General features: G+C 49.9%; 26 protein-coding genes and 1 tRNA gene. 16 read left to right on the top strand and 11 right to left on the bottom strand.

The features are described 5' to 3' along the window. Positions 1 to 149: 149 nt before the first annotated feature. Together AC52PS_RS06070 and AC52PS_RS06065 are read left to right on the top strand one after the other, a co-directional pair. Complete coding sequence (locus AC52PS_RS06070; protein WP_495562151.1) at positions 150 to 593, top strand: GNAT family N-acetyltransferase; 444 nt, start codon at positions 150 to 152, stop codon at positions 591 to 593. Between the two features lie 26 nt (positions 594 to 619). Continuing rightward, positions 620 to 1,405, top strand: coding sequence for an alpha/beta hydrolase fold domain-containing protein (locus AC52PS_RS06065; protein WP_495562150.1), 786 nt, complete (start codon positions 620 to 622; stop codon positions 1,403 to 1,405). 165 nt (positions 1,406 to 1,570) lie between these two features. Here AC52PS_RS06065 and AC52PS_RS06060 read toward each other — a convergent pair whose 3' ends face one another. Continuing rightward, on the bottom strand, positions 1,571 to 2,170 hold the full coding sequence (locus AC52PS_RS06060; RefSeq protein ID WP_495562149.1) for a hypothetical protein: 600 nt from the start codon (positions 2,168 to 2,170) through the stop codon (positions 1,571 to 1,573). A gap of 143 nt (positions 2,171 to 2,313) precedes the next feature. Beyond that, positions 2,314 to 3,030, bottom strand: coding sequence for a DsbA family protein (locus AC52PS_RS06055; RefSeq protein WP_495562148.1), 717 nt, complete (start codon positions 3,028 to 3,030; stop codon positions 2,314 to 2,316). Positions 3,031 to 3,181: 151 nt separating this feature from the next. Here AC52PS_RS06055 and AC52PS_RS06050 point away from each other — a divergent pair, with 151 nt between their 5' ends. From AC52PS_RS06050 to add, 3 genes are all read left to right on the top strand, one after another. Then, entirely contained in the window at positions 3,182 to 3,514 is a 333-nt protein-coding gene (locus tag AC52PS_RS06050; protein ID WP_495562147.1) for a hypothetical protein, read from the top strand. A 181-nt stretch (positions 3,515 to 3,695) separates the two neighbouring features. Next, entirely contained in the window at positions 3,696 to 4,352 is a 657-nt protein-coding gene (locus AC52PS_RS06045) for a hypothetical protein (protein WP_495562146.1), read from the top strand. 356 nt (positions 4,353 to 4,708) lie between these two features. Further along, on the top strand, positions 4,709 to 5,746 hold the full coding sequence (gene add, locus AC52PS_RS06040; RefSeq protein WP_495562145.1) for an adenosine deaminase: 1,038 nt from the start codon (positions 4,709 to 4,711) through the stop codon (positions 5,744 to 5,746). A gap of 172 nt (positions 5,747 to 5,918) precedes the next feature. Here add and AC52PS_RS06035 read toward each other — a convergent pair. Both AC52PS_RS06035 and AC52PS_RS06030 read right to left on the bottom strand, forming a co-directional pair. After that, positions 5,919 to 5,992: transfer RNA gene (locus tag AC52PS_RS06035), tRNA-Pro, on the bottom strand. A gap of 242 nt (positions 5,993 to 6,234) precedes the next feature. After that, positions 6,235 to 7,284 carry a hypothetical protein gene (locus AC52PS_RS06030; RefSeq protein ID WP_495562144.1) on the bottom strand — a complete coding sequence of 350 codons (1,050 nt, stop codon included), beginning with the start codon at positions 7,282 to 7,284 and terminating at the stop codon, positions 6,235 to 6,237. Between the two features lie 40 nt (positions 7,285 to 7,324). Between AC52PS_RS06030 and AC52PS_RS06025 the strand changes: the two genes are divergently transcribed. Next, positions 7,325 to 8,659: an MFS transporter gene (locus AC52PS_RS06025; protein ID WP_495562143.1), complete on the top strand. Its 1,335-nt coding sequence runs from the start codon at positions 7,325 to 7,327 to the stop codon at positions 8,657 to 8,659. Positions 8,660 to 8,722: 63 nt separating this feature from the next. Here the strand turns inward: AC52PS_RS06025 and AC52PS_RS06020 are convergent, their stop codons facing one another. Next, positions 8,723 to 9,583 (bottom strand): ATP-binding cassette domain-containing protein, encoded by an 861-nt coding sequence (locus AC52PS_RS06020; RefSeq protein ID WP_495562142.1) that lies wholly within the window; start codon positions 9,581 to 9,583, stop codon positions 8,723 to 8,725. 125 nt (positions 9,584 to 9,708) lie between these two features. Here AC52PS_RS06020 and AC52PS_RS06015 point away from each other — a divergent pair, with 125 nt between their 5' ends. Together AC52PS_RS06015 and AC52PS_RS06010 are read left to right on the top strand one after the other, a co-directional pair. Next, the gene (locus tag AC52PS_RS06015; protein ID WP_495562141.1) at positions 9,709 to 10,722 is read left to right on the top strand and encodes a dihydroorotate dehydrogenase-like protein; all 1,014 of its coding nucleotides are present in this window, start codon (positions 9,709 to 9,711) and stop codon (positions 10,720 to 10,722) included. A gap of 323 nt (positions 10,723 to 11,045) precedes the next feature. Then, complete coding sequence (locus tag AC52PS_RS06010) at positions 11,046 to 12,179, top strand: aldose epimerase family protein (protein ID WP_495562140.1); 1,134 nt, start codon at positions 11,046 to 11,048, stop codon at positions 12,177 to 12,179. Between the two features lie 3 nt (positions 12,180 to 12,182). Here AC52PS_RS06010 and AC52PS_RS06005 read toward each other — a convergent pair whose 3' ends face one another. Continuing rightward, positions 12,183 to 12,893, bottom strand: a complete 711-nt coding sequence (locus AC52PS_RS06005; RefSeq protein WP_495562139.1) for an HAD family hydrolase — start codon at positions 12,891 to 12,893, stop codon at positions 12,183 to 12,185. Positions 12,894 to 13,137: 244 nt separating this feature from the next. Here AC52PS_RS06005 and AC52PS_RS06000 point away from each other — a divergent pair, with 244 nt between their 5' ends. Next, on the top strand, positions 13,138 to 14,931 hold the full coding sequence (locus tag AC52PS_RS06000) for a M24 family metallopeptidase (RefSeq protein WP_495562138.1): 1,794 nt from the start codon (positions 13,138 to 13,140) through the stop codon (positions 14,929 to 14,931). A gap of 41 nt (positions 14,932 to 14,972) precedes the next feature. On the opposite strand, the gene AC52PS_RS05995 is transcribed toward AC52PS_RS06000, so the two are convergent. Continuing rightward, positions 14,973 to 16,301, bottom strand: a complete 1,329-nt coding sequence (locus AC52PS_RS05995; protein WP_495562137.1) for a CBS domain-containing protein — start codon at positions 16,299 to 16,301, stop codon at positions 14,973 to 14,975. Positions 16,302 to 16,406: 105 nt separating this feature from the next. Here AC52PS_RS05995 and purK point away from each other — a divergent pair, with 105 nt between their 5' ends. Both purK and purE read left to right on the top strand, forming a co-directional pair. Beyond that, positions 16,407 to 17,603, top strand: coding sequence for a 5-(carboxyamino)imidazole ribonucleotide synthase (purK, locus tag AC52PS_RS05990; RefSeq protein WP_495562136.1), 1,197 nt, complete (start codon positions 16,407 to 16,409; stop codon positions 17,601 to 17,603). A 12-nt stretch (positions 17,604 to 17,615) separates the two neighbouring features. Continuing rightward, positions 17,616 to 18,128 (top strand): 5-(carboxyamino)imidazole ribonucleotide mutase, encoded by a 513-nt coding sequence (gene purE, locus AC52PS_RS05985; RefSeq protein WP_495562135.1) that lies wholly within the window; start codon positions 17,616 to 17,618, stop codon positions 18,126 to 18,128. On the opposite strand, the gene AC52PS_RS05980 is transcribed toward purE, so the two are convergent. Next, positions 18,107 to 18,433, bottom strand: coding sequence for a thioredoxin family protein (locus AC52PS_RS05980; protein ID WP_495562134.1), 327 nt, complete (start codon positions 18,431 to 18,433; stop codon positions 18,107 to 18,109). The genes purE and AC52PS_RS05980 overlap by 22 nt on opposite strands. A gap of 198 nt (positions 18,434 to 18,631) precedes the next feature. Here AC52PS_RS05980 and ychF point away from each other — a divergent pair, with 198 nt between their 5' ends. The 4 genes from ychF to AC52PS_RS05960 all read left to right on the top strand — a co-directional run bounded on the left by ychF (position 18,632) and on the right by AC52PS_RS05960 (position 23,062). Continuing rightward, positions 18,632 to 19,741 carry a redox-regulated ATPase YchF gene (gene ychF, locus AC52PS_RS05975; RefSeq protein ID WP_495562133.1) on the top strand — a complete coding sequence of 370 codons (1,110 nt, stop codon included), beginning with the start codon at positions 18,632 to 18,634 and terminating at the stop codon, positions 19,739 to 19,741. Positions 19,742 to 19,820: 79 nt separating this feature from the next. Then, positions 19,821 to 20,657 carry a response regulator gene (locus tag AC52PS_RS05970; RefSeq protein WP_495562132.1) on the top strand — a complete coding sequence of 279 codons (837 nt, stop codon included), beginning with the start codon at positions 19,821 to 19,823 and terminating at the stop codon, positions 20,655 to 20,657. A 6-nt stretch (positions 20,658 to 20,663) separates the two neighbouring features. After that, positions 20,664 to 21,905, top strand: coding sequence for a RelA/SpoT-related domain-containing protein (locus AC52PS_RS05965; protein WP_495562131.1), 1,242 nt, complete (start codon positions 20,664 to 20,666; stop codon positions 21,903 to 21,905). Positions 21,906 to 21,925: 20 nt separating this feature from the next. Beyond that, positions 21,926 to 23,062 carry a threonine aldolase family protein gene (locus AC52PS_RS05960; protein ID WP_495562130.1) on the top strand — a complete coding sequence of 379 codons (1,137 nt, stop codon included), beginning with the start codon at positions 21,926 to 21,928 and terminating at the stop codon, positions 23,060 to 23,062. 111 nt (positions 23,063 to 23,173) lie between these two features. On the opposite strand, the gene AC52PS_RS05955 is transcribed toward AC52PS_RS05960, so the two are convergent. Genes AC52PS_RS05955 through AC52PS_RS05945 form a run of 3 tightly spaced genes read right to left on the bottom strand, consistent with a single transcriptional unit; the run spans position 23,174 to position 24,637 of the window. Beyond that, positions 23,174 to 23,518 (bottom strand): ferredoxin-thioredoxin reductase catalytic domain-containing protein, encoded by a 345-nt coding sequence (locus AC52PS_RS05955; protein WP_495562129.1) that lies wholly within the window; start codon positions 23,516 to 23,518, stop codon positions 23,174 to 23,176. After that, positions 23,511 to 23,819 (bottom strand): glutaredoxin family protein, encoded by a 309-nt coding sequence (locus tag AC52PS_RS05950; RefSeq protein ID WP_495562128.1) that lies wholly within the window; start codon positions 23,817 to 23,819, stop codon positions 23,511 to 23,513. Before AC52PS_RS05950 ends, AC52PS_RS05955 begins: the two co-directional genes overlap by 8 nt. Beyond that, positions 23,816 to 24,637, bottom strand: a complete 822-nt coding sequence (locus AC52PS_RS05945) for a hypothetical protein (protein WP_495562127.1) — start codon at positions 24,635 to 24,637, stop codon at positions 23,816 to 23,818. Before AC52PS_RS05945 ends, AC52PS_RS05950 begins: the two co-directional genes overlap by 4 nt. A 217-nt stretch (positions 24,638 to 24,854) precedes the next feature. Here AC52PS_RS05945 and fbaA point away from each other — a divergent pair, with 217 nt between their 5' ends. After that, positions 24,855 to 25,928, top strand: a complete 1,074-nt coding sequence (gene fbaA / locus AC52PS_RS05940) for a class II fructose-bisphosphate aldolase (RefSeq protein WP_495562126.1) — start codon at positions 24,855 to 24,857, stop codon at positions 25,926 to 25,928. Positions 25,929 to 26,093 lie beyond the last annotated feature (165 nt).

Raw genomic sequence — 26,093 nt, 5'->3', positions numbered from 1 at the left:
AAGCTCTCCTATTTGGGCTCTCTCCTTTTCTCTATGGGTTCCCTACTTTTCGTCGGGATAGAAATAGCTTGCAGTTTTTTGCTGGATTGTTCACACTATTACTCAATAGCGTACCGTGATCGTATATAATGATATTAGGAGATACGTATATGAAACCACAGGTTTCTTTAGAAGAGATTACCGAAGATACCCTAGATGCAGTATTAGAACTTGAAGTAACCGATGACCAGAAAACCTATGTGCCGTCGAATGCCGTATCCATCGCCCGGGCCTACTTCTCAAAAGAGTCCTGGTTCAGGGCGATATATGTGGACGGGGAACCAGTTGGATTTGTGATTCTCCATCTCGATGCTCATAAAGCGCAGTATTTTCTTAAAACATTGATGATTGACCGGAAACACCAGGGAAAAGGGTTTGGAACTCTGGCAATGGAACAGGTTGCAGACTTTGTCCGCAGTCTCCCCGATGCCCGCGAACTACTCACTTCATATCCCCGGGAAAAAACCGGACCGAAAAGCTTCTACGAGAAGCTTGGCTTTGAGGCCACCGGTTTGGAAGAAGATGGGGATATCATTATGTCCAAAGAGCTGTAGCCGGGCCGGAGTTTAAAAGGTTTTACATGCCGAGTCCTCAAAGCAGATTTATCAATTACCTCTTGGACCGGCTCAAGTTGAAACGCTTCCTAGATAAGCCCCGGAACAAAGAGCGCCCGGAACAAATCCTGGCCCTCTTCGGACTGAAGTATGAAATACAGGAACACAGCAATGGAAGGCATGCTTGGCTGATTCTATCATCTCGCCGTGGGGAACCCGCCATGACACTGACGTATCTCCATGGGGGAGGGTTCGTGAACGGAATTCACCCCTTGCATGTGTTTTTCATCCGATACCTTATCGATACGCTGAACTGCGTCGTATTGCTTCCCGATTATCCTCTTGCTCCTGAATATACTGTAAGCGATGTATTTGAGTATCTCATGCCTGTGTACCGCAGCTTTCATGCAGCCCATAGTGAATTACCCGGAATAATCATGGGAGATTCATCGGGAGGAAATCTGGCCCTGGGTCTGGCACGGCATTGCATCAGAGACGGCATGGGGGTTCCCAGGGGGCTGGTTCTGCTTTCTCCCTGGCTGGATCTTGATATGACAAATCCCCGCATAGATGAGCAGGCCGATTCAGACCCGGTGCTTGATGCCGGGCGGCTCCGGGGGTATGCTCAAAAATACGCGGGAAAACTCTCGACTTCAGACCCGATTGTGAGTCCCATACATGAGAATCTTGAAGGTATGCCTCCTGCCATGCTACTCACCGGAGACCGGGATATTCTCAATCCGGATGCCGGACGCTTTCGGGAGAAGGCGGAACAGGAAGGTATGGAGCTTGAATATCATGAGTTTCCCTAGATGGTGCATGTCTGGATGCTTTTCGACCTGCTGCCGGAAGCCCATCAGGCCAGGGAGCTGATAAAGAATTTCATCTACAGGGTATGTGGGTTTGAGGAAGAACGCGGAGAAGCTGATCCGTCGAAGACCTGACCTATTCGGGAATGAAATACCTCAACTCCGGCCTCAATCCTGATCTTCCGGAGTAATTGTGGCATCATCATATGCAACATCCAGGTTCCAAACTGTATAACTCTCACCTGCTCTGTCCTCGGCATGAATATCAAACACAGAGGTCGGATACCCGTTAATATCTACGCGAATTGTTTCACCCTGTTCCAAAACCCGGGAATTCAGTACATCTTCCTCCCAGCTGTCCGAATCCTGGTGGCTGATGTATAAATGGACGATATCTAAACCGCTGCGGTTGGTGACATCCACATACCCGCTAAATAAAGAGGAGTCCAGGTTTTCGTTGTTGAGTACCACATCCCGAAGTGAAACATCCACCTCCCACAGAGTGTAGCTGTGTCCTTCCATGTCCTGTGCACGAATGTCGAACCGGGAATCAGAGTATCCTTCAAGATCCACCCGGATCGTCTCTCCCTGGGCCAGCACCGTATCGGGGAGCAGATTTTCCTCCCAGGTCTCCGAATCGGAGTGACTGACAAAGAGAGCTTCCACGCCAAATCCGGTTTCATTGGTAATTTCCACATACCCGTCAAATGCCCATACCGGGGCGACGGCGAATAACAATATCAAGATATAAAGCTGAATCTTCTTCATGGTTGCCCTCCAAAGATATCCTATCAAACAGTAGGATATTGAGATTCGTGTGTCAAATAATCGGGAGGCAGCTGGGGCAGCCGGATGGTCAGTATCCGGAAACCGGAACATGACCGGTTATCTGCCCCGAAATTAAGGGCGGGCTACATTGCTGCAAAAATCTGCTGAAGCTGGTTGTAGGGCTTGAATCCCACGAACAACCGGTCGTTCAAGATGATTGCAGGTGTTCCTGAAACTCCCTGTTCTGACAGAGACTTCTGTATATCTTTAATCCGTCGAAGATTCGCTTCATTATCCATATGGTTGGAAAATTGTTCCAAATCAGCACCCGATTGCTGGGCATGCTCAAGGATAATATCCCGGTTCAGATCTTCGATATTCTGGAATAAAAAGTCAAAAAAATCCCAGAACATATCCTGTTCTTCAGCCGCAGAAGCTGCCAGTGCGGCCTCAATTGCATTTTCATGGATATTATCCAAAGGGAAGGGGAGATATGATATTTTCACTTCGCCGGAGGCTACCAGATCTTCTCTGATCTGCGGAAACAGTTCTTTGTATTCGCGAATACAGAAGCTGCACTGAAAATCAAGAACCAGCACCATATCAATAGGCGCAGTCTGACTTCCCAGGTAACTGTAATCTTTGAGCCCGTCTATTTCCACTTCCGGGGCTGTTTCAGGAGACTGCCGGGGTGGCGCGCTTTCACCGTTTTGAGCCTGTATAAGGCGAACAACTGCAGTCCCCAGTTCATCCATCCGACGGTTCATGTTTAGCTGCATGAAAAGGAATGCAATTGCAATACCTGCAATCATTATGAGCAGAACGATATTAATGGTTTTTTGATTCACTGTGTTTTTCATTTGATAAGTGTACCGGGTATTACGAATGCTGTTCAATACTCGACCAAATCTGTAATCAAAAAAATAACAAATAGTAAAAAAGAGTGTAAAAGCTTTGCATTTTTTCATCCGTATACCATAGAATACAGGTAATAACTTTAAGGAGGCGTGTATGCGCAAAAGTCTTTTTCTCGTTGCAATGGTTGTGCTGCTTGCAGTAATTGTAAGCGGATGTAGTTTGTTTGGTGCTCAGAAAACCTATAGTTTTGAGTCATTCGGGGTTTGTATTGAGATCACCACCAGCGATAAAGATATTCAGGACGCAGCTGAAGCGTCGGGGTACACAGAAGGTGAATGTCCCAGCGATGGTGCCCTTGGAACATGTGAGGATTATGTGTCATTTGAAGGCGAGTCCTTCTCTGCAACCTATTATGAAGAAATTGGTGATGCTTCAATTGCCGAAACTGCTTGTGAAGCTATCGGCGGAACCTGGAGTGCCAACTGATCCACCGAGCCTATTCGTAATTTTATGCAAAAGAGGATGTTAAAATATCATTAACATCCTCTTTTTTTGTGTACTCCATTGCAGTGTATTATGAGAAAAATTATAATGATATTAAAATAACAACCGAACAGTAATACCCGCCATTGAAACAGCAGAATTCGGGATCCAAGGAGTGGGTATTATGAAATATCCGAAACGAATTGTTTTACTTGTTTTGCTTCCAGTGGTATTCAGTCTGTCATCCTGTGACATGATTCTCAATTTGTTCGGCAGTGAAGAAGAACGGGTTGTGGGAAACATACTGAGTGATGAGCAGCTTGAAATTCTGGATGAGCTGGGAATGACCTTTAATTCCGGAGAAAATCCCCCCAATATTGAGGGGTATTATCGGGGAGCAGATCTGGATGCTATCGGAGATACCACAGGGCTCTTTCTTCAGAATCTGGATTATATTTTTCACTTCTACGGTCAGACCGACAATGAGCTCTTAATTGATTACGAAAATTCCTTCGGTTCTGATACTGCCACAGGTGCCGGCGCATATATATTCGGGGAAAATAATGAATTCAGTGTGTACATCGAGCAGGAAGGAACGGCCTCCGGCATTGATTATACATCTGCATATGTATACAGCGGCACATACAGCTCCGCCGGGATTGAAGATTTCCAGTTTGCATTTGTACTTACCGAAAAAGACAGCGATCCCTCCGGTGTGCTCATGGATGAAGATGAAGCAAGAGTGTATGAAGAAAGCGACGGATTGGCGGAAGAAGTGAACGGATTTTATTCAATAGGCGTACCGAATTCAGACTTCCACAGGAATCTGATGCAGCGCTGAATGCCGTGAAACATGCATCATTAATCTACAACCACCCGGACTGAACGATTCGGGTGGTTTTTTTTGAGGCATCTTTATGAATACATAAATATATGTATAGTAAAAGAAAAATATGTTCGCCGGTATCTGCGCTTTTGTAGGTCACCGGGGATACCCGCCGCCCCGTAGTATAAAAAACCCATGATATTGTAGGCAATTAAGATAATTCCCCATGACTTATATCGCTTATCAAGGATTACCCCCAATCTACCCGGCTCGATAAGAGCATTCCCGGGAAAACAAACTTTATTTAAGTATTTATTCATCTTTGTCGAACATTTTACGTATATTGGCTCGTGCAATTTAAAGAGGTGTGTATGGATTCAGAAGATAAAAAGATGCTGAACTGGATTAAACGGTTGCCAAAGACCGAAATTCATCTTCATGCTGAGGCAACTGTATCATTCGCATCATATATGCACTTGAACAAAAAGTATCAGATCGATGATAAACTAGTTACTGTTAAGGATTATCAGGACAGACTCAATTTTTCAAACCTATCGGACATGATTAAATTTTTTCTCTATCTCCAATCGTTTTTTCAACAGGAAGAAGATTTTGAGCTGCTCTGTGATGATATAGCAAAATACGCCGTTCAGAATCGAATTTATTATCTCGAACTCTTCCTGTCTCCGTCGACTCTGATGAAGAACGGCCAGCTTGATCTTATAAAGGTATTACAAATTCTCACCAAAAAATTCCAGGAACTTCAAGCTGAGAAGCATATAACTGCCAAAGTAATAATCGATGTTTCCCGGACCTTCGGTCTGGACAATGCCATGAAGAATATGGATATGCTGCTTGAATATCTTGAAAAGTATCACGATCCAACTTTTATCGGAATAGGATTGGGCGGTGCTGAAATGAGCAATAGTTGTGTAGACTATCTGCCGGTATTTGAAAAAGCTAGAAAGCATAATCTCCATACAGTCGCCCACGCGGGTGAAGAAGTAGGGGCGGAATCCATCTGGGATGCCCTAAAAGTGATCGGTGCAGAGAGAATTGGTCATGGAACCAGTGCGATGTTCGATGCCGAGCTCATAGCCTATTTGGTAGAGCATCAAATTCCCCTGGAAGTCTGTCCGCTAAGCAATATCGTGACGAAAAAATATGTGAGTGATATTCGGGAGCATCCAATCCGCAAATTTTTCGACGCCGGGGTAAACGTTACATTGAATACTGACGACCCGGTGTTGTTCGGTACTTCTCTCGTTAAAGAGTACTATTCCCTCTACAAATATCTCGGGTTTACCCGGGAAGAACTGATGCAGGTACTGAAAAACGGCCTCTTCGCAACATTTCTCAGCGCTGACAGGAAAGATCGGCTCTGGAAAAAGATCTCAAGCGTAAACTGATTCCCATTTCATCGTATAAGATGTTCTCCGCCAGCAAACCGTCCCTTCACCTTTCGGCCTCCTCCAGACGCCTCAGTGCTCCAAGTATTCGCGCCGGTTCAGGGCTTTAAATCCGGAATCTGTTTTTAAATACCAAAAGGCCGACCCCGAAGGATCGGCCTTTTCTGTATGATCGGGCTGGCCGGATTTGAACCGGCGACCCCTTGTCCCCCAGACAAGTACGCTAAACCACTGCGCTACAGCCCGTTTTTATGAATAGCAAAGGCGCAGGGCGCACATGCATTCAGCGGCCGAAATGGGATTCCGACCGTTATTGAGTGGATCATTATAAGAAAATTCACGGTTTCGTCAAGGATGGTTTGAGAAAAATATCTGTATCCACTGGAGCATCATTCAAAAAGAATAGTTGAAGGATGCTCCGATAACGGGTCGAAATCATAATCCTCTTACAAGAAGTGATTGATTATTTCTAGAGGTCTTGGCAATAACTAAAATCGCTGATGATTAATCCGTTCCCTCTGCTTGATAATCCGCTGGAACGCAGCCGAGGTGGTTTGGCGGATGCGTTCCATGTCATCGTAATAGGCTGGAGCTGATGCTTGGCAGGGTACAGAGCTCATCCGGGCAATCCGCTTCTGAAGCTCAGGGGAGTACACATGCGAAAGGTAGTCCAGTTGATCACAGGCAAACTCAAGCTGAGCTTCTGCCTGACGCAGCCATTCTCCATATTCCCGTGCACTGGTCCCGGAAGGCGGATCCCCGGCTTTCCCAGGCTTTCCCTGGGAAAGCCCCGGCAACCATTCATTCATGATGTTTCTCGCCTTCTGGTATATGGGATGAAACAGACTTCCTGTGGGTCTGGAATCGGATATATCCGGGCGATTGTGTTCAAGAGCGTTAATACCATGAAATATGAATGGTGCCATATATAAAAAATCCCGTCCCGCAGGCTGGAGCATCCTTTTCCCGGCATCTTCAAGCATTCCCCGTGAGATCCGTTGGTAGCGTCCTTGAATATGCCCCGGTGCCCGGTTGTGCACGGACTGCTTCCAGGTTAAAAAATTTTCCATTCCCATATGGATGAGCTGGACTGTGGGAACCGTGTAGAAATCTACATAATGTGACGGACTGTAACGGTCGAGGAATTCGCAAGCGCCCAGCGCCATGTCCCGGGATATTTCTGCAGCTCTGTCAATAAACAGCGCGCAAAGTCCCGGGGGCAGGGATGTCCCGGGCACCTTGGAATTTATACGGGCCTTGATGATGGCGTATAATTCCCAGAAATCGGAATGCTCATAGGTTTTGCGTGTGGGATCACCCTGCTTGACCTCAGAGAAAGCAAGGGAGGCGGGGGGAGAGCTTTGACTGTTTAAAAGGGATAGAGCCGAGTTCCGATCTTCCAGCATGGCGGCGAAGTAGCCGTGGTGGAGCCCGGTCACATCGAGGTGCAGATGTTTGCTGAGTTGCCGGAATGCCTTGTGAATGTCCCGGGCTGTGAGAATCTGTCCCGAGCGAACTTTATCTTCCAGTATCCCCATCCTCTGGACAAGCCTCCCTGCAGGTATTAGGCTGAGTCGAATGAGCGGACATTACAACCCGGAAGAACAGCATATCGGCAGACGCTGGTGGCTCACATTCTCTATTATCAACACCTTCTCATTCCAGTTTCTTGCGGGTAATGTGATTATTCTGTTCATCATCCGCCTGGGTGCCAGCAAAACCGTGGTTGGAGTGGTCTCTTCATTCTTCCATGCTTCATATCTTATCATGCCCGTGGGCCGTCTGCTATCGAAGAAGCTCGGTATCGTGAAAGGTTTTCACATGGCCTGGATGCTGCGCTATCTGGCGATCAGCCCTTTACTGCTGGCTCCGTTCATTGCGCTTTCGGATATATCCGGGGCGAATACCATCGCTCTGCTCATTGTAGTGGGTTCGTATTTCGGTTTTCAGATGATTCGGGGATCGGGGATGGTGAGCCTGTCTCCGCTTTTAACCGAACTGTCCCATGGAGAGGACAGGGGCCGGTTTTTGTCCCTCTCACGGATTCTTTCCAATATTTCCATACTTTTCGGTGTGCTTATTGTGGCGTTGTTCCTTGGGGATGATGCTCCGTTGATAAAATATTTCATTTCATTTGCGACGGGAATTACGCTGGGGTATGCGGGTGTGTACTCCCTTTCACGGATTCCGGAAATACAACGGCCTGAGGGACACAGCGACCAGGGCCTGAAGCAGAGTTTTCGGGATATATGGAAGGAGCGGAAATTCCGGAAATACTTCGCCACCCTTCCAGTTGTGGGCTTTACATTGGGGATTATTAAACCCTTCCTCCTGGTGTATGCCAAGGATGTGTATCAGTTTTCGGATAACAGAGTACTCTTTCTCACCGTCGCAGGCAGTCTCGGTGCCATTGCCATGGGGTTTGTCAGCAGAAAATATATAGATCGGCTGGGTGCCAAACCGTTCATGATGATCTGGATTCTTCTTATGGCTGTCGCCGCGTTGGCGATTGTCGCCGTTCCCCTAACCTCGGGCATATTGACCTGGGTGTTCCTTCTGCTGCTGTTTTTTATCGCAATGATGGGCTGGAACGGAGCGGACAGCACGGCGCAGACATATTTCTTCTCCCTCTTACAGCCCCAGCAGCAGCTGAGTTTTGGAATTGTGTATTTTCTCACCGTGGGGGCGTCGGGAGTGGCCGGTGCCAGCCTGGCGGGAATGTTTCTTGACCTTCTCCAGGGTCCCCTGGGTGTTGAGGACCGGATGAGTCATGTGTATCTGTTTGCTGTGGTGCTGATCATTTTGGCGGCGGCGTATATTCTGGCGTCCAGGATGGAGCGGCTGGGTGCTCTGAGCTTCCGCAGATCTTTGAGCGAACTGTTCAGCCTCCGGCTCCGCAGCCGGGGACGCTGAACCGGTTGAACCGGGCATTGATCATTGAGCCCCCTGGGGAGCAAAGCGTTTGAGCTGCCCGGATCAATTGCTTCTGCGTGTCTCCTCACCTTTTATCAGGAGATCCCGGTAGAGAGCTTCCTTTTTATGGAGGTACTCCATGGGAACCTGGTAGGCTCCTTCCAGTTCCTCTTTGGAGCAGACCGACTTTGAATCCCCCAGAACAAAATCTCCGTCTTTGCGCATGAGAAGGGTGTTGTCCGCATAATTCCGACAGAGATGAATATTGTGGGCGGAGAAAAGAATGCTTCGCTCGGTCCGGTGGGCGTAATCTTGAAGGAATGCCAGGGACTCTTCTTTTTGCTTCTCCTCCATTGCGAACACCGGTTCGTCCAATACGGTAATAGCTGAGCCGTATGCCATTGAAATGGCGATGAGGGCTCTTTGCATTTCACCCTTGGAGAGCTCCTGAAATTTTCGGCTCTTCACCTGGTCCAGCTGAAGCGCACGGCTGCTTTCCTCTAGAACCCAATCCGTATTGGCTGTGTGAATACCCTGGGCAAATACCTGCTCAAGTACCGTGCCGAGATTATCTTCAGTTTCAAATTCCATGTTCTGATACACTACGGAGACCAGGGCATTTCGTTCTGCTTCCACTGCCGGATCATTCGCCGCTTTACGGAATTTCTCGGTGTTACGGCCGAGAATCTCCACAGAACCCTGCACAGGGAAGCGCCGGGCTGCTGCCAGGAGCATGAGGGTGCTTTTCCCGATTCCGTTTTCCCCGACGATGCTGAGTACGCCGGCGGGCAAGTCCAGGTCAAGATTGCGAAATACAAAGTGAACATCATCTTCGCTCAGTTCACGGGGGTTCTCCGGCGCATCGGCATCAATATAAAAAAAGCTTACGTCTTTCAATGAAATAATCGTGTTTTCCAAGTCCATGGGGCATAGTACTCATGCAAGCCGGGTATTTCAATATGCACATACCCGGGAGGAGTCGATTCCTTCATTGACTTCTCCCCCTCCAGCCCCTAGAATACCTATGTACCATTAACCAAGGAGCTATTATGTCCAAATTGCAAAGCAGCTATATGGGGATTGACCTGAAAAATCCTCTGATTGTCGGCGCATGCAGCCTGACATCAAATATGGATGCCATCCGGAAGATCGAAGAAAACGGAGCCGGAGCATTAGTTATCAAGAGTCTGTTTGAAGAGCAGATTCAGTACAAGAGCCATAACCACGACCAGGATCTGCACCTTTATGATAACTGGCATGCAGAAATGCAGAGTATTTTTCCCGAAGTGGAGCATGCCGGTCCGGAAGAACATCTTATGTGGACTCAGCGTGCAAAGGAAGCGGTGAATATTCCGGTGATCGCAAGCCTGAACGCGGTAAGCACCTCCACATGGAGTGAATGGGCGAAGAAGCTCCAGGACGCAGGCGTGGACGGTCTTGAATTGAATTATTTCGCAATTCCCGGGGACCGCAGTGAACCGGCTTCTGAAATTGAAGCTGCCCAGATTGAAGCGATTAAGGCAGTGAAGAAGGCGGTGAACATTCCCGTATCCATTAAGTTGAGCCCCTATTACACCAGCCCCTATCAGTTTATTTCCAAGCTCGCCGATGGGGGAGCAGACGGAGTGGTCCTCTTTAACCGGTTTTTCCATCCTTCAATAGATATTGAAAAAGAAAGCAGCAGCTATCCCTGGAACCTTTCCTCACCCCAGGACGCAGGTCTTCCTTTGCGTTTTGTTGGAATGTTGGCAGACAAGATATCCGCAGATATCTGTGCCTCCAACGGGATTCATGAGGCGGATGATGCCATCGCTATGCTTTTAGCCGGGGCCAATAGCTTTCAGGTGGTGAGTACCCTGTATAAGAATAAGCTGAAAAAGATCGGCGATATTCTCAAAGGCATTGAGACCTGGATGGATAAGAAAGGGTATCAAAGCATTAATGATTTCCGTGCCAAACTTTCTGAATCCCAGAATGAAGATAAGATGGCCTACCGTCGAATTCAGTATGTTCGGATGCTGCTGCGAAGCAACGATTACATTGAGCGTCCGAATGTAATCTGATTCCATACGGAATAAAGGAAACGTATTCGAGAAAAACCGCCGGTGGAGCTACCGGCGGTTTTTTTGTATGCCAGCGAAGCGAGGGCATACCCGACCGGCTGAAAGAAGCCGGTGTAGCCTCGTCCAGGGGGAAGACATTCTGAATTGCGAGCTTGCGGCATGCTCTTTATTGTTTGAGCCCCGAGGGGTATATTAATAGCCTATCATCGAATATCAGAAGCCGCCTCCTGATGCCGTTTTCCGGGAGCGGTGAAGTCCTGGATACAAATGAAATGTACCTCTGAAGTTTCGGGGTAGCGAAGGACTGCAAAACCGGAGTTGTAATGACAGTAGAAAAAGAATCCTTTGGAAAACTTGAGAATGGTGACCATATTGCACGTTGGACCATCCGACCCCGGCGGGGAAAAATCGACCGGGTGAGTCTGATTGAGTACGGTGCAGCCATTTCCTCTGTAAGATTGGAGGGAGCTGAAGTATGTCTGGGCATGGACGACCTTCCGGGGTACAGGAGGCAGGAAGCGTTTCTGGGTGCCACCTGTGGTCCGTACGCGAACCGTATACACGGCGGGAAATTTCTTCTCGACGGTAAGCAGTACGTGCTTCAGAAAAATGACGGAGAAAATTGTCTCCATGGAGGAGGCGCGGCCTTTTCCCACCGGGCATGGAGGGGGGAGGAGCTTGACTGCGGGAGCGATGGGGTTGCCGGGGTCGGGTTCTATCTGGAATCTCCCCACATGAGTGGCGGCTTTCCCGGAAATATGAACCTAGGTGTTGAGTATTATCTGAGTGAAGACGGGTATATGTATATCTATTATCGCGGTGAAAGCGATAGACCCGCTGTTTTGAACCTGACTAATCACGCCTATTGGAATTTGGCAGGCGAATCTTCCGGACCGGTGTATGATCACAGCCTTCAGTTGTGGGCTTCCGGTTATGTGGATGTTGACTCCCATGCAATTCCCAACGGCACCATACTTCCTCCGGATTGCGGGAGAGGGGCCATGGATTTTACATCTCCCAAGAGGCTTCGGGAGCTTCTGTGCCCCCGTAAGGGAATAGAAGGCATTCCTGTGGAGGCTGCCCTCCCCAATGGGATTGATCACTGCTATGTGCTGGATGAAAGCGCTCCGGAACTGATTCCCGGGGGACACGGGAGTGCATTGGACGCCCTGGTGGGACAGCTTTCGCCCCGTCTGGCCGCCCGTCTGGCTGCCCCTCTGGAGCATGGCGGCAACCGAACCATGGAAGTGTACACAAGCTATCCCGGTATTCAACTGTATACGGGAAATTATCTGGATATTGAATCGGGTCGGAACGGAGCGTATTTCGGAAGACAGCATGCATTGTGTCTGGAGACTCAGCATTTTCCCGATGCTCCCAACCGGCCATCGTTTCCGTCCACCGTTCTCCGGCCCGGGGAAATTTATGAACAGCTCACCGTGCACCGCTTCATCTAAGACTTATCCCGGGATTGAGAAATGCCGGCGGATCACCCGTTGCAGCTCCTGGGTGTCTGCTGCGAAGTAGTCCGGGGAGAGGGCCGTTAGAAGGGGGGCGTCCCGGTATCCCCAGCCCACCGCGGCAAAGGGGACGCCGGCGTTAGCTGCCGTTTCATGGTCCACCTCTGAATCTCCCACGTAGAGGATATGTTCCCCGGCTGCGCCAAGCTCCCGGGCAATGTGTTTCAGCCCCAGGGGATCGGGTTTACGGGGAATATGGTCCTTCCGTCCGGCTACTGCCTGAAAGATACCGGGAAAGAGCCGGGAAACGATATGCTCTACCAGAGCGTCATCCTTATTGCTTAAAACCCCGAGACGAATCCCTTCTTTCTTCAGCTGAGTCAGCAGCTCAGGGATACCCGGATAGGGCGTGCTTACCCCCAGGGGGTCCCTGTGATAATGATCCTGCAGTTCCCCTGCAATGGCCTCTCCCAGTGCACGGCTCTCATGACTGTTTAATTCCGGGGCAAGTTCCAGCATCGCATCATGCGCAAGCTGTATCAGACCGTGTCCCACAAGCCGTCGCACGGTATCCGTTGCCAGCCCCTGAAGTCCGTGAGTATGTAAACTATGGTTGAGTGAACGGCGTATTTCCTCAAGGGTGTACAGAATGGTTCCATCCAGATCAAAAATCACTGCATGGATACCTTTTGGGGAATTGGAATTGTCCACGCTTCGGCTCCCTGTTGAATTGATGCCCGGGAGTCTACCCGGCACAACGGGTTTTCTCAAGCCCGGGGGATTGGTAGATGTCAATATGCTGAAGATGGTGGAAGGTGATGATCTATGTTAGTATATTCCCCTTACCCCGCGGGTGAAACCGTGTTCACGCTGGGCGATTCCGGATGCTATCCGATGATTTGCTGCGCTCATGAACTGAGGGGTATTAAAATTTGATAAATGATCAGGAGCATATATGAAATCCCATGCCGCCGAACGTATCGCCCGCCTCCAGGAATATCTGAAAAAGGAAGATATTCTTGCCGCGGTAATTCCCTCAACCGACCCCCATATGTCTGAGTATGTTGCCCAGCGATGGCAGGGCCGTGCATGGATCAGTTCCTTTGAAGGATCGGCGGGTACGGTTGTGGTAACCCGGGATGATGCCGCATTGTGGACCGATTCCCGCTATTTTCTGGAAGCCTCCCGGGTGTTGCAGAATAGCGGAATTAGGCTTATGAAGCAGGGATTAGCGGATACGCCGTCAATTGAGCAATGGCTTGGACAGCTGAACGGCGAACACAGGGGGGCACGGGTCTGGGTGGCCGCAGAGTCCTTTGCCCTGAACAGCTTCCAAGCCATGCAGTCAAAGCTTTCATCGGAAGGTATTTCCCTTGAGGCTGTTCCTGATTTTCTGGATGCCATATGGGAAGACCGCCCCGGGCTGCCGAAGGAAGAAATATATGCCCACGATCCCGCCTTCAGCGGAGAGCAGCGGACAGAGCGAATATCCCGGCTCCTTGAGTACAGCTCCTCCAACGGCTGCCGGTATACGTTGATCAGTGCTTTGGATGAGGTTGCATGGCTTCTGCAGCTGCGGGGAAGGGATGTTGAATATAATCCTGTGTTTTACGCATATGCGTTTCTGGATTCCAAGGAATCCATCCTCCATGTATGTACCCATGGGGAAAATATTTCCGATGATCTGAAAAAAGATTTGGAACAAGATAATGTACAGATTCATGCATATGAGGATGTGGGAGAACTGCTGCGGTCAACAGAGGGCAAGGTGGCTGCGGATCCTCTGACCTTGAATATGGAGATTGCATCCATACTGGGTGACAGGCTGACCAAACAGGAATCGTCCATACGGAGATGGAAGGCCTGCAAGAACCCGGTGGAGGTTGAATCCACCCGGAGTGTAATGATACGGGACGGTGTGGCCATGGTGAATTTTCTGTTCTGGCTTGAACATCAACTAAAGGACGGATCAGCTTTGGATGAGCTGATGATCTCCCGGAAGATCACCGCCTTCCGTAGCGAACAGGAAAACTATGTGGGCGACAGTTTCCGATCAATTGTGGGTTTTAACGGTCACGGAGCCATTGTTCATTATTCTGTAGATGAGGAAAGCTCCAGCTCTATTGAAGGGAATGGACTGCTATTAATAGACAGCGGAGGACAATATCTGGACGGTACCACCGATATTACCAGAACTGTGGCGGTGCATGACGTTGACCAGGAGGTGAAACATCATTTCACTCTGGTGCTGAAGGGTCATATCGGTCTCGGGTCCGCCGTTTTCCCCGAAGGAACCCCGGGAATCCAGTTGGACAGTTTTGCCCGGCGGCCCTTGTGGCAGAATGGCCTGAACTACGGTCACGGTACCGGTCACGGAGTGGGCTTTGCCCTGAACGTTCACGAAGGTCCCCAGAGCATCAGCCCCCGCCTGATCTCCACACCCCTGGAGCCGGGAATGATCTGCTCCAACGAACCGGGGTTTTATCTTGAAGACGCCTACGGCATCCGGATTGAGAATCTGGTGACGGTGAGCCCCCATGAAGAGTATGACGGTTATCTCAGTTTCGAGAATCTGACCCTCTGTCCCATTGAGCTGAGCCTGATAGAACGGGATTTACTCAGTGATGAGGAAGTCAGCTGGCTGAACAGCTATCATGACAAGGTGTGGAGGAGTCTGTCTCCCCATCTGGAACAGGAACAGCGAATTTGGCTGCAGCACAAGACGCGAAAGCTGCAACGGAGGGAGTAGCAGCGGCGCATGGCGGGGCCGGTTTAATGTTTCTGGAGGTGTTATGATTGCTGCATAATATCCAGGAAATCCCCGTCGTTATGGAGAAATTTGATGTAATCCGAACGGGTTACCTGACCCACTACCTTTTCATCTTCAAGGATCGGAAGGTGACCGATGTCGTGTCGGTAAAACATCTGCTCTATTTGCCGGATGGTGGTATTTCGGTCAGCGTGAATTACGTTTCTGGTCATATATGCATGAACCGGTGCATGCATTTGTCCGGCTTTCCGCCCTTTTTGAATATCCCTGAGAGTTATCATTCCCACCAGATGCTCTTCTTCATCCACCACCGGGGCACCCGAATTTCCGCTGTCCTCCAGTCGTAGAGCCGAATCCAAAAGGCTCATGTTCCGGGGAATGGTCACCGCTTCTCTCATTATCTCCATGCTGGTGAGGGCGTGCTTCAGACGCTGCTCCAGCATGTTTATCAGATGGGCGTAGATGGGAAATCCGGAGGAGTTTTTGATTAATGCACTGGCAGCCTGGGGGTGGCCTGCGCCACCGAAGCTGTTCATAATGATGTTCAGATCAATGCGGGGATTTCCCGCCCTGCCGATTAGCAGGTGAGAGCCCTCTTTTTCCAATTCAAACACTGCGATATACGCGTCCGCATCCTCAACTTCATAGATCCGTTCAATTACTGCTGCCAGGCCAGCCATCTGCCCATCAAGCTTCATCCAGCTGGTGATAATTGAATATCCCTGGATGTTGTGAAACTGGATGGTGTTCAACAGCCGGTGAAATAAACTGACCTGATGCTCCTCTCTCAGCTTGGAAAGGAGTTTCCGCACAGCATTCAGGGACGCCCCGTGTTCCATCAGGTATTGGGCCGCCAGAAAATCCCTGCCGGTAACATTACCGTGGGAGAAGTTCCCGGTGTCCGCATAGATACCCGCCAACGCGATGGTTGCATCGTTTTCATCCACATGGATGTTGCGCTCCATGAGCTCAACACAGAGCATGGAGGTGTTGGCCCCGAAATCGCCGTCATGCACGCTGGCTCCGGGAATATCGCACTCGGTATCGCAGTGATGATCGTACACGGTGATCTGTCCACTGAAATCGGGGATAAAACGGAAATACTCCTTTACCCGGTCGTACTGCCGGGTATCCATGATTACCATCTCATCTATCTGATGCTTCTTCAGTTCCTTTGCGGCAATCATCTCCAGATGATCACGGTAAACGGTATACAAATTCTTGGCCACCGGATGGATACGGCCGCTTCTCACCATCAGATGCCCGGGATACAGGTATCTGGCCATGCTCAGACTGCCGAAACAGTCCAGGTCCATATTGCTGTGGCCGAACATGATTTTTTCACCCATAATATATAAGTCTGGTACGTTCACGCCCATATGTCCAGCTTTCTTGACCACCGGGACGATTTTTACCATAGTGGTGGTTCACGGTATTTCGGAAGAGGGGGTGGTATGGCCGGCAGTAATCAGGAGATGCCTCAGCAGTTGCCTTTGGATTTTCGTCTGGGTCTGGTGGGCGGCGGACAGCTGGGAAGAATGATTTGTCTGGAGGCGCGAAACATGGGAATTCCCACCATCGTGCTGGATCCATCTCCCCGTCCGCCGGCCTATGGCATTGCTCAGCAGTGCATTCAGGGCAGTCTGTCCGATGCCCGGGCCATTCTGGATCTTGCCTCACGGGTTGATGTGCTCAGTTATGAAATTGAGCACATAGATGTGAACGCCCTCTACGAGGCCGAATCTTCGGGTACACCGGTTCATCCCCGTCCCGGTGTATTGGAAATTATTCAGGATAAACTGATTCAAAAAAGGCTGTTTCAAGACGCGGGGCTTCCGGTTCCCGGATTCAAGGAGCTTGAGAATCCGGATCTTCTGTCAAATGCCGCCCTCGCAAGCGAACTGGAACGCTTTGGTCTGCCCTGTATTCAAAAAACCCGGGCCGGGGGCTATGACGGACGGGGCGTTACCCGCCTGGAGCCCGCATCCCCCGGTGAGTTCAAAGAGCGGGCTCTCAGTGGACCCTCCATGATAGAGGAAGCGGTGGATTTTACCATGGAACTTGCGGTTCTCATTGCCAGAAGTCCCGGGGGTGATACTCGTGTGTATCCGGTGGTGGAAATGGTATTCGATCCCCGGTCCCAGATCTGCAATTCGGTTTGCGTTCCCGCCCGGATCAGCGATGATCAGGCGCGGCGGGCCATGGAGCTTGCCAAGGCTGCAGTAGATGCTCTGGAGGCGACGGGCCTTTTTGCCGTTGAACTGTTTCTTACCAGGGACGGAAGAATCCTGATTAACGAAGTGGCTCCCAGACCCCACAATTCCGGACATTGGACCATTGAAGCTTCCGATACCAGCCAGTTCCAGCAGTTCATCCGGGCGGTATGCGGACTGCCTCTGGGGCCGGTGGGACTCCGCAGTCCTGCGGTGATGATTAATCTCCTGGGCGAAGCTTCCGCCCGTGGAAAGCCGGAGATTGAAGGGTATACTGAACTGATGGCCACTCCAGGGGCCTACATGCACTGGTATGGCAAAGAGGAGGTGCGTCCCCTGCGGAAGATGGGACACATCACCGTTGTGAATGGTAATCTACAACGTGCCCTCCAACATGCGGGGAAGCTGGAGCGGAGTGTCACGGTTAGATCGGCGTAATGGAGGAACGGAATGAAAGTGGGAATTATTATGGGCAGCGATTCGGACCTTCCTGTTATGAAAGAGTCGTCGGCTGTTCTGGATGAGTTGGGTGTTGAATATGAAATTACCATAGTTTCCGCCCACAGAACTCCCCGGAGAATGTTTGACTACGCAGAAGGGGCTGCTCACCGGGGAATTTCGGTAATTATCGCCGGGGCAGGAGGAGCGGCTCATCTTCCTGGAATGGTCGCCAGTCTTACAAGTCTTCCGGTGATTGGTGTTCCGGTGAAAACACGCAGCCTCAGCGGTCTGGATTCCCTGCTATCCATCGTACAGATGCCCGGGGGTATTCCGGTGGCTACGGTGGCTATCAATGGTGCGAAAAATGCGGGACTTTTGGCTGCCCGCATTCTCTCCCTCTCCGATTCAGGTCTTAGGCGGCGAGTTGAGGAATATGCTGCGGGTTTGAAGGGGCAGGTGGACGAAAAAATCGACCGCCTTGAACGGCTTGGCTGGAGCGATTACGTGAACAGCATGGAGTGAAGCCGGTCAATCTGATCCCTCAGTTGGTCCACGTGTACAAAGCGGGCCTCTCTGACGGCCTCCTTGCCTTCAGCAAAGACCAGAATTCCCGGGATGGTGAATATACCGTGCTGGGCTGCCGCTTCCTGCTGCTCCCGTACATTCACATAGACCGATTCGATCTCAGGATAGTCCTGTAGAATTTCCAGAACCTTGGGTTTCAACGCCGTGCAGACACCGCAGTCGGGGGCTGAAAAATATCCCAGGAGCATCCGGTCATGTTCTATATGCTGTTTCAGTTCATTAAAATTCCGTATCTCTTTCACGAAGATTGTTATATATATTATTCAATATATATTCAAGTCTTGAAGCGACGTTTTTTCCATTCCGCCGTTTATCATTATTGATTTCCACCGGGAAACAAACTACACTACGCTCCACACCGGGTGTCTTCAAAGCTGATTTTTGAACGCATCTCATCCGAAACAAATTTACTGTGTAATGATATACAAACAGGAGTATCCATGCCCCTAAACTGCGGTATTGTGGGACTGCCCAATGTGGGTAAATCCACCATTTTTTCTGCTCTTACATCTGCTCCCGCTGAAGCAGCTAACTATCCGTTCTGTACAATTGAACCCAATGTGGGCCTAGTGACCGTTCCCGATTCCCGGCTCACCCGAATTGCCGAGCTCATTCCCCCTCAGAAGCTGATCCCCGCTGCGGTTGAATTTGTTGATATCGCAGGCCTGGTAAAAGGGGCCAGCAAAGGCGAAGGTCTGGGAAATAAGTTTCTCTCACACATCCGTGAGGTGGGGGTGATTGTTCATGTGGTACGATGTTTCGAAAATGACGATATAATTCATGTGGATAACAGCATAGATCCCGCAAGCGATATTGAAACCATTAATGTTGAACTGGCTCTGGCTGATCTGGAAACTGTGGAGAAGCGCTTTGCCAGGCTGGAAAAAGAAGCCAGGAGCGCCGATAAAAAAGTTCAGGCTATGGCGAAAAGCCTGCAGCCAATTCTGGCGCAACTGCAGGAGCTCCTCCAGGAAGGAAATCCTGCCCGGAGTCTTGAGCTTGATGAGGAACAGGAAGCTCTCATCCGGGATATGCACCTTATCACCAGGAAAAAGATGCTCTATCTCTGCAACGTGGACGAACATGATATTCACGGAGAGAACCCCCATGTGCAGAAGGTGAAAGCGATAGCCGATGCTGAAGGAGCAGGTGTGGTGATTCTCTGCGGTCAGTTGGAAAAAGAGATCGCCGATCTGGAAACAGAGGAAGAGCGCAGGGAGTTCCTGGATGAAATGGGCCTGGAGGAAAGCGGCTTATCTGCGCTGATTCGGGAAGGATATAACCTGCTGGGATTACGCACCTACTTCACCGCCGGTGAAAAGGAAGTACGGGCCTGGACCTATCATCAGGGAGATAAGGCCCCCCAGGCAGCCGGCGTGATTCACAGCGATTTTGAGAAAGGGTTTATTAAAGCTGAAGTGTACCATTGCAGCGACCTCTTTGAACTGGGGTCGGAGGCAAAGATCCGCGAAGCGGGGAAGTTGCGGATGGAAGGAAAAGAATATGTGGTGAAAGACGGGGATGTCATGCATTTCAAATTTAATGTCTGATATTCTGTGAAATGTCTGATGTGTTGAATTTCTGACCATTCCCCGGCTGCATCCTGATTATTGGACTTAGGTAGCTAACATGCTGACGGATAATTTCCTTACATCGAACTCACTGAATCTGGAAGGACGGAAGGCTTCGGTGCTGGTGGTGGAAGATGAATTTATTATTGCCGCTTCCATCCAACGCTCCCTTCTCCGGCTCGGATATTCCATTCACGGGGTGTGCAATTCCCCCGAAGGGCTGGAGGAGCAGTTCAAGAATGCTCTACCGGATATTATTCTTATGGATATCGAACTGGAGGGGCAAACCACCGGCATAGATGCCGCCCAGGCTCTAAGGGATACTTACGGCATTCCGGTGCTGTTCATCAGCGGCCTGAGGGAAGAAGAGGTCATCCGCCGGGTGCCGGAAACCATGCCCTTCGGGTTCATTGCAAAACCCTTCACCGATCATCAGCTTCGAATGGCCCTTTCCATAGCCCTGTATAAAGCCCGTAGCGAAACCAGAATCCGATCCCAGGAGATACAGATTCAGCAGTTACTGGAAAACATGAATCAGGGCTATTGTCTCCTGGATGACCGGGGATATATCCGCTATGTGAACCGAAAGGTTCTGAATACTTTGGGCACGGTAGAAGAGCGGTTGAGAGGGAAAGACGCCCGGAAATTTGTGGTTGGGGGGGAGGCTTTCTTCAGGATATTCCGCAGAGGAAATGATAGACCCCTTCGTTTGCCCCGAAAGATTTGCCCCGAGCCCTTTCAAACCAAAATTGTGTTTGAGCAGGTATCCATTCCCTGCTACATAGTTCCCCAATTAATTATTGATGAACATACATCAATTCTCCAAGGCTGCTTTTTGTCCATCCTGAACCTGAACAATCTGGGGGGCAAAACGGCTGAAAATATGGTAGAATAGCAGTACATGGTACATGTTACATTACCGGTGAAAGCCCGGCATTTGCTCCAGCAGGAATATGAAGAGCACGTAGACAGTTTTGAGCGTGCACTCTATGAGCTGCACAGAAGACTGAGAAGTCTTCTTGACCGGAAGCGGATCCGTGCAACGGTTAAATACCGGGTCAAAAGCTTCTCAAGTTATTATCAGAAAATTCAGCGCCGAAGCAGCGAAAACGGCCACCATGAAAGCGTGCTCATCAGTGACGTTCTTGGAATTCGGATTGTCTGTCCCTTTATAGATGACCTCACTGCCGTGGAAAACATGTTGACCGGCAACTTCAGTATCCGGGAGCGTGAAAAGAAGGGCGCAGAATTTTCCTTTAAAGAATTCGGCTATGATTCCCTCCATTTTCTTATTAACCTTCCCGAAGATCTTACCGAAAGCTTTCATCTGAGCAAGGATCTGGTTGCAGAAATTCAGCTTCGCACCATTCTCCAGGATGCCTGGGCTGAAGTGGAGCATGAAATGGTGTATAAATCCCAGATTACCCCATTTGATGTAAATCTGCGCAGGAAGCTTGCTGCCCTGAATGCCAATCTTTCCCTCTCGGATATGATATTTCATGAAATCCGGGTATATCAGAGAGAGCTGCAGCATCAGCTGGACCGGCGGAGAGTGGCATTTATGTCCATGGTTCAGAGCAGGGATATGGAAGAGGATGCCAAAACCGCTCCCCCGGCGGACAGCCTGGGAAGTTTTCCCGATCATCCTCTTCTCCAGAGTGTGAGCACTGAGACCCAGGAAAGTCAGCTGCTGAAGGCTTTGTACGCTCACAACGCCCATCACTATGAAACCGCAATAGAAATATATGAACGAATTTTATCTGAGGATGCGCCGGAAAGTATCCGCACCATGGTGTTTCTTCACCGAGGGATGGCCTTGTTCGCAGTATCCCGGTATGAAGAGGCCGAAAAGGATTTCCGCAGTTCCCTGGATGTGAATTCCGATAATGAACGGGCCCATCACTATCTGGGGCTTTGTCTGCGCCAGTTGGGCCGTGAGCAGGAAGCGCTCATTGAATTTGACTCCTGCCTGTCTCTGAACGGGGGGAACAGTGATGCTTTATTATCCAGAGCTCAGCTGTATTATTCCATGGGCAATTACTCGGATGCAATTTCCGATTGTGATACAGTGCTGAACAATCAACCGGGGCACAGCCATGCCCGGAGATTCAGAGAGTTTATCACCGGACAACTGGGAATGTAACGGAACACGGGAGATCAGTCATGAACAGGGACAGCTTTTTTGCCAGCGACAATGCATCCGGAGTGCATCCTGAAGTTTTCAAGGCCATGAAACATGCCGACAGTCTGGGCCATGCCATCAGTTATGGAGATGATGGTATTACGGAGAAATTCCGTGCGGAAATGACAGGGATTTTCGGAGAGAACAGCCGGTCGTATTTGGTGTACAACGGTACGGCTGCAAATGTTATCTCCATCCGGAGTCTCTTAAAAGGATATCAGTCGGTCCTTGCCCCGGCCACCGCGCATCTGGAAGAAGATGAATGCGGGAGTCTGGAGGCGATTTCTGGAAATAAAATTGAGCATCTGCCCCATGATGGGGGAAAAATCCGTGCGGAGGATATTCCCGGGAAACTTGGCCGAAGAGGCTTTGTGCACAGCACCCAGCCGGGAATGGTGAGTATCACACAGAGTACCGAGCTGGGGCTGGTGTACAGCCCGGAAGAGCTTCGGGAAATCGGTGAACTGTGCCGGAAAGAGGGGCTGCTGTTTCATATGGACGGTGCACGGATCTCCAATGCGGTGGCCTCGGTGCTGGCGTCTTCCCATCCGGGCTGGATGCAGCTTTCCGATACCGAGCTTATTTCCCGGGGCCGGGAAATTCTCCGCTCAATGACCCTGGAGGCCGGTGTGCATGCTCTCTCTTTGGGGGGGACGAAAAACGGCCTGATGTTTGGAGAAGCGATAATTCTCATGAACGGCGCAGAGGAAAATGCCGACCTGGAATATTATCGGAAACAGGGTGCCCAACTGGCCTCCAAAATGCGCTACATATCCGCACAGTTCAGTACCCTGTTCAATGGAACCCTATGGCTGAAAAATGCCTTACAGGCGAATGCCGCTGCCGCACGCCTTCATAAGGGAATTGATGAGATAATCTCCCGACACCGGGATCTTCTCACCGATAACCGGGGTGGGAAAATCCGGATTATTTATCCTCCTCAGGCAAATGCGGTCTTTCTCACAATTCCCCGGAGTTGGGGGAGCCCACTCCAGGACAGGTTCCGATTTTACAATTGGGACGAGGAGAGTTACCGGCTCATGTGCAGCTGGGACACGGCGGATGAAACAGTGGATGATTTTCTTACCATGCTGGAAGGCTTGATCTCAAACAGCTGAATCCGGTGCCCCAGCTTGGAAAGGCGGGGGGTCAGATCGACAGCGGTTTAGAAAGGCGGGGAGGCAGATCGACAGCGGTTTAGAATGGCAGCGGCTTGGAAGAGCCGTGGACTAGTCGTAGAATTCATCAGGCCGGCGATCGGGAATCTGCTTAAAATCTCCTCCCTCCTCCTCATACGTTTTATCGAAGAACAGGCCGCAGAAGCAGTGGCCGTGTTCCTTTTGATCCGGAACATTATATACACATGGACAGACAATATCCTTGTCGGCCTCACGATCCCCGGCTCCGTCCCTGCAGGGGCAGAGAAAGTATCCATGCCGGTTATAGGTGGTCTGGAGTCCCTTTTTAATATGATCAAGAAACTCAGGATCCTTATTGACTCCCCAATCCTGTTTATCTGCAACCCGGAAAATAAACCGGTCTATGTCATCCAATGATTTTTCTTTCTTACTCAATGTTTAACAGCTCCCGCCATTTTTCTTCGGTAAAACCGGATACCGCCTGTTCACCGTCAACAACCAGAAGGGGAAACAGGGGAATGCTTCCGTGTTTTTCCTTCAATTCAGCCTTGATATTTTTTTTGACTTCCCTGTCGATAAGATCCATGAACAGATACTCATAGGCATACTCATGTTCCTTCAGGAAGTTCATCGCCTTTTCACAGAATGCGCAGGTGGAGAGGGCATACACCCGTAGAGCCGGCTCACGCTTGCTGCCCTCCACTTTTTTGTAATCAACAGATTCTATATAACTCATAGCTCCGCTCCCTGTTGCTCAGTATACATCACTCTTTCCAATTCGTGTTCAATTTCCTCCAGCCGGCTGCGCAGGCTGTTCAGGCTTTTTTCTATCCGTTTCTTTTCACTCTCGAGCTTCTTTACCGGATCTTGCTGTCTGGCCGGCTGCCGCTCCTTCAGTCCTTGTTTCACCATATCAGGACTCAGCCCGTTACGAAAAGATTCTATTGCCTCGTGACGGGCATCTTTGTTGCGTACCCCCGCCAGAGTCTTCATATTATCAAACCCCAGATCCGGCGGAAGATCCATCGCTTTCACCTTCATGAGGGTGTTTGCGGTATTTTTTGGGAGCTGGAGTACCCGTTCCACAAAGTCCTCGAATCGCGCATTATGCTTCCTGCACAGCTTTTCAGCTTCCATAAGGGCATGGCCGAAATCCTTCATCAGTTCGCCGTTTGCCTGTATAAATTTCTGCCGCATCTGTTCGGCAAGATCCTGAAGCTCGGGAATTCCATTCAGGGTATTCTCATAAATCCCCATCTCTTCGGCTTTCAGCAGCAGTTTATGAAAAATACTGCGGAATGCGGTGGTGTGGGCACGGTTGCTTACCGGCGTTTCCGATGTTGTGAAGTGGATATGATGGGCGAACTCATGGATTGCCGTGTATAAAAGGGCGGAATCACCGTTGAAGTTTCTGTTGTGCAGAATGATTTCTCGGGTTTCGGGATGATATAATCCATGAACTTTTTTACTTTGTTTGCCGGAAAAAATAACGGCGAACTCTTCCACATCCGGTTCCAGCCGGAGTAGGGTGTCTTTTACCTGATCCTGATTCATGTCCCCTAATATAGGCAAGCATGGGAAAGCTGACAATGGGGGGCAGTACAGATCATTGACAAACATGAGCGGAAACGTAAAAATAGAACCAGATTTCATCTCAAATTAAATCTTCGCCGACTGCATATCTCATTATGAGGTGAATAAAAGGAAATCACCGGAACTGAATACCGGTGGACCCCCAAGATACAGCAGCAGATCGGCACAGGAGTATCCCATGGCAAACCTGAAGCTAAAGCCCGGTGTTATTACCGGTTCTCAGCTCGATGAAGTTCTCGCATACTGTAAAGAACAGAAGTGTGCTCTTCCCGCAATGAACGTTATCGGTTCCAATTCCATCGCCGCATCCCTGCAGGCTGCGAAGGAAGCGAAAGCACCGGTAATTATCCAGTTTTCAAACGGCGGAGCGGTATTTAATGCGGGAAAATTTGCAGACAACAGCGACCAGCGTGCGGCAATTGCCGGTGCAGTATCCGGTGCCCACCATATCCGCCGAATGGCTGAATTGTATGGAGTACCCGTAATTCTTCATACCGACCATGCGGCAAAGAAACTGATTCCCTGGGTGGAAGGCATGGTTGCTGAAGGCGAAGAGTTCTTCAAGAGTAACGGCGAACCCCTTTTCTCCTCCCACATGCTTGACCTCTCTGAGGAGCCCATCGAAGAAAATCTGGAAATCAGCGCGAAAATGCTGGAGCGGATGGCAAAGATTAACATGCTGCTGGAAATCGAACTGGGTGTAACCGGTGGAGAGGAAGACGGCGTGGATAACAGCGCAGTTGACAGCTCCAAGCTCTATACCCAACCCGAGGAAGTACTCCAGGCTTACGACGCACTGATCAACATCGGTAAATTCACCGTAGCCGCGGCATTCGGAAACACCCACGGGGTATACAAGCCCGGTAACGTGGTTCTTCGCCCGGAAATTCTGGATAACAGCCAGAAATTCATTGCCGAGAAGCGGGGAACCGGGGAAAAGCCGGTGAACTTCGTTTTCCACGGCGGATCCGGATCCAGCAAGGAAGACATTAAGGAAGCGGTGGGCTACGGCGCCATCAAGTTCAATATCGACACCGACACCCAATGGGCGTTTACTCAGCCCATCGTGAAGTACGTGGAAGAAAATTCCGCCTATCTTCAAAGCCAGATTGGGAACCCCGATGGTGCGGACAAGCCCAATAAAAAGAAAATCGACCCCCGCTCATGGCTCCATCTGGGTGAAAAAGGCGTGGTTAAACGGCTGTATCAGGCATTCGATGAACTGAACGCTGTGAACAAATTCGATTTCTAATTTGCATACGGCAATTTCAAAAATCAGCGAATTTGGAAATTGCCAAGACCTTTAGAAATCATAATTACATTTTATGTATAAGGCTTATGATTTCGACCCCGTATCGAGCATCTTTCAGAATTTCATTTTGAAAGATGCTCTGCATATCAGTTGATAACATCGTTA

Source organism: Salinispira sp. (assembly GCF_059431795.1).
This window is presented reverse-complemented; position numbering and strand designations above follow the sequence as displayed.

Excerpts from the sequence above, each read along its gene's own strand:
- AC52PS_RS06070 (WP_495562151.1), top strand. The coding sequence starts at position 150 with ATGAAACCACAGGTTTCTTTAGAAGAGATTACCGAAGATACCCTAGAT.
- AC52PS_RS06065 (WP_495562150.1), top strand. The coding sequence starts at position 620 with ATGCCGAGTCCTCAAAGCAGATTTATCAATTACCTCTTGGACCGGCTC.
- AC52PS_RS06060 (WP_495562149.1), bottom strand. The coding sequence starts at position 2,170 with ATGAAGAAGATTCAGCTTTATATCTTGATATTGTTATTCGCCGTCGCC.
- AC52PS_RS06055 (WP_495562148.1), bottom strand. The coding sequence starts at position 3,030 with ATGAAAAACACAGTGAATCAAAAAACCATTAATATCGTTCTGCTCATA.
- AC52PS_RS06050 (WP_495562147.1), top strand. The coding sequence starts at position 3,182 with ATGCGCAAAAGTCTTTTTCTCGTTGCAATGGTTGTGCTGCTTGCAGTA.
- AC52PS_RS06045 (WP_495562146.1), top strand. The coding sequence starts at position 3,696 with ATGAAATATCCGAAACGAATTGTTTTACTTGTTTTGCTTCCAGTGGTA.
- add (WP_495562145.1), top strand. The coding sequence starts at position 4,709 with ATGGATTCAGAAGATAAAAAGATGCTGAACTGGATTAAACGGTTGCCA.
- AC52PS_RS06030 (WP_495562144.1), bottom strand. The coding sequence starts at position 7,284 with ATGGGGATACTGGAAGATAAAGTTCGCTCGGGACAGATTCTCACAGCC.
- AC52PS_RS06025 (WP_495562143.1), top strand. The coding sequence starts at position 7,325 with ATGAGCGGACATTACAACCCGGAAGAACAGCATATCGGCAGACGCTGG.
- AC52PS_RS06020 (WP_495562142.1), bottom strand. The coding sequence starts at position 9,583 with ATGGACTTGGAAAACACGATTATTTCATTGAAAGACGTAAGCTTTTTT.
- AC52PS_RS06015 (WP_495562141.1), top strand. The coding sequence starts at position 9,709 with ATGTCCAAATTGCAAAGCAGCTATATGGGGATTGACCTGAAAAATCCT.
- AC52PS_RS06010 (WP_495562140.1), top strand. The coding sequence starts at position 11,046 with ATGACAGTAGAAAAAGAATCCTTTGGAAAACTTGAGAATGGTGACCAT.
- AC52PS_RS06000 (WP_495562138.1), top strand. The coding sequence starts at position 13,138 with ATGAAATCCCATGCCGCCGAACGTATCGCCCGCCTCCAGGAATATCTG.
- AC52PS_RS05995 (WP_495562137.1), bottom strand. The coding sequence starts at position 16,301 with ATGGGTGAAAAAATCATGTTCGGCCACAGCAATATGGACCTGGACTGT.
- purK (WP_495562136.1), top strand. The coding sequence starts at position 16,407 with ATGGCCGGCAGTAATCAGGAGATGCCTCAGCAGTTGCCTTTGGATTTT.
- purE (WP_495562135.1), top strand. The coding sequence starts at position 17,616 with ATGAAAGTGGGAATTATTATGGGCAGCGATTCGGACCTTCCTGTTATG.
- ychF (WP_495562133.1), top strand. The coding sequence starts at position 18,632 with ATGCCCCTAAACTGCGGTATTGTGGGACTGCCCAATGTGGGTAAATCC.
- AC52PS_RS05970 (WP_495562132.1), top strand. The coding sequence starts at position 19,821 with ATGCTGACGGATAATTTCCTTACATCGAACTCACTGAATCTGGAAGGA.
- AC52PS_RS05965 (WP_495562131.1), top strand. The coding sequence starts at position 20,664 with ATGGTACATGTTACATTACCGGTGAAAGCCCGGCATTTGCTCCAGCAG.
- AC52PS_RS05960 (WP_495562130.1), top strand. The coding sequence starts at position 21,926 with ATGAACAGGGACAGCTTTTTTGCCAGCGACAATGCATCCGGAGTGCAT.
- AC52PS_RS05950 (WP_495562128.1), bottom strand. The coding sequence starts at position 23,819 with ATGAGTTATATAGAATCTGTTGATTACAAAAAAGTGGAGGGCAGCAAG.
- AC52PS_RS05945 (WP_495562127.1), bottom strand. The coding sequence starts at position 24,637 with ATGAATCAGGATCAGGTAAAAGACACCCTACTCCGGCTGGAACCGGAT.
- fbaA (WP_495562126.1), top strand. The coding sequence starts at position 24,855 with ATGGCAAACCTGAAGCTAAAGCCCGGTGTTATTACCGGTTCTCAGCTC.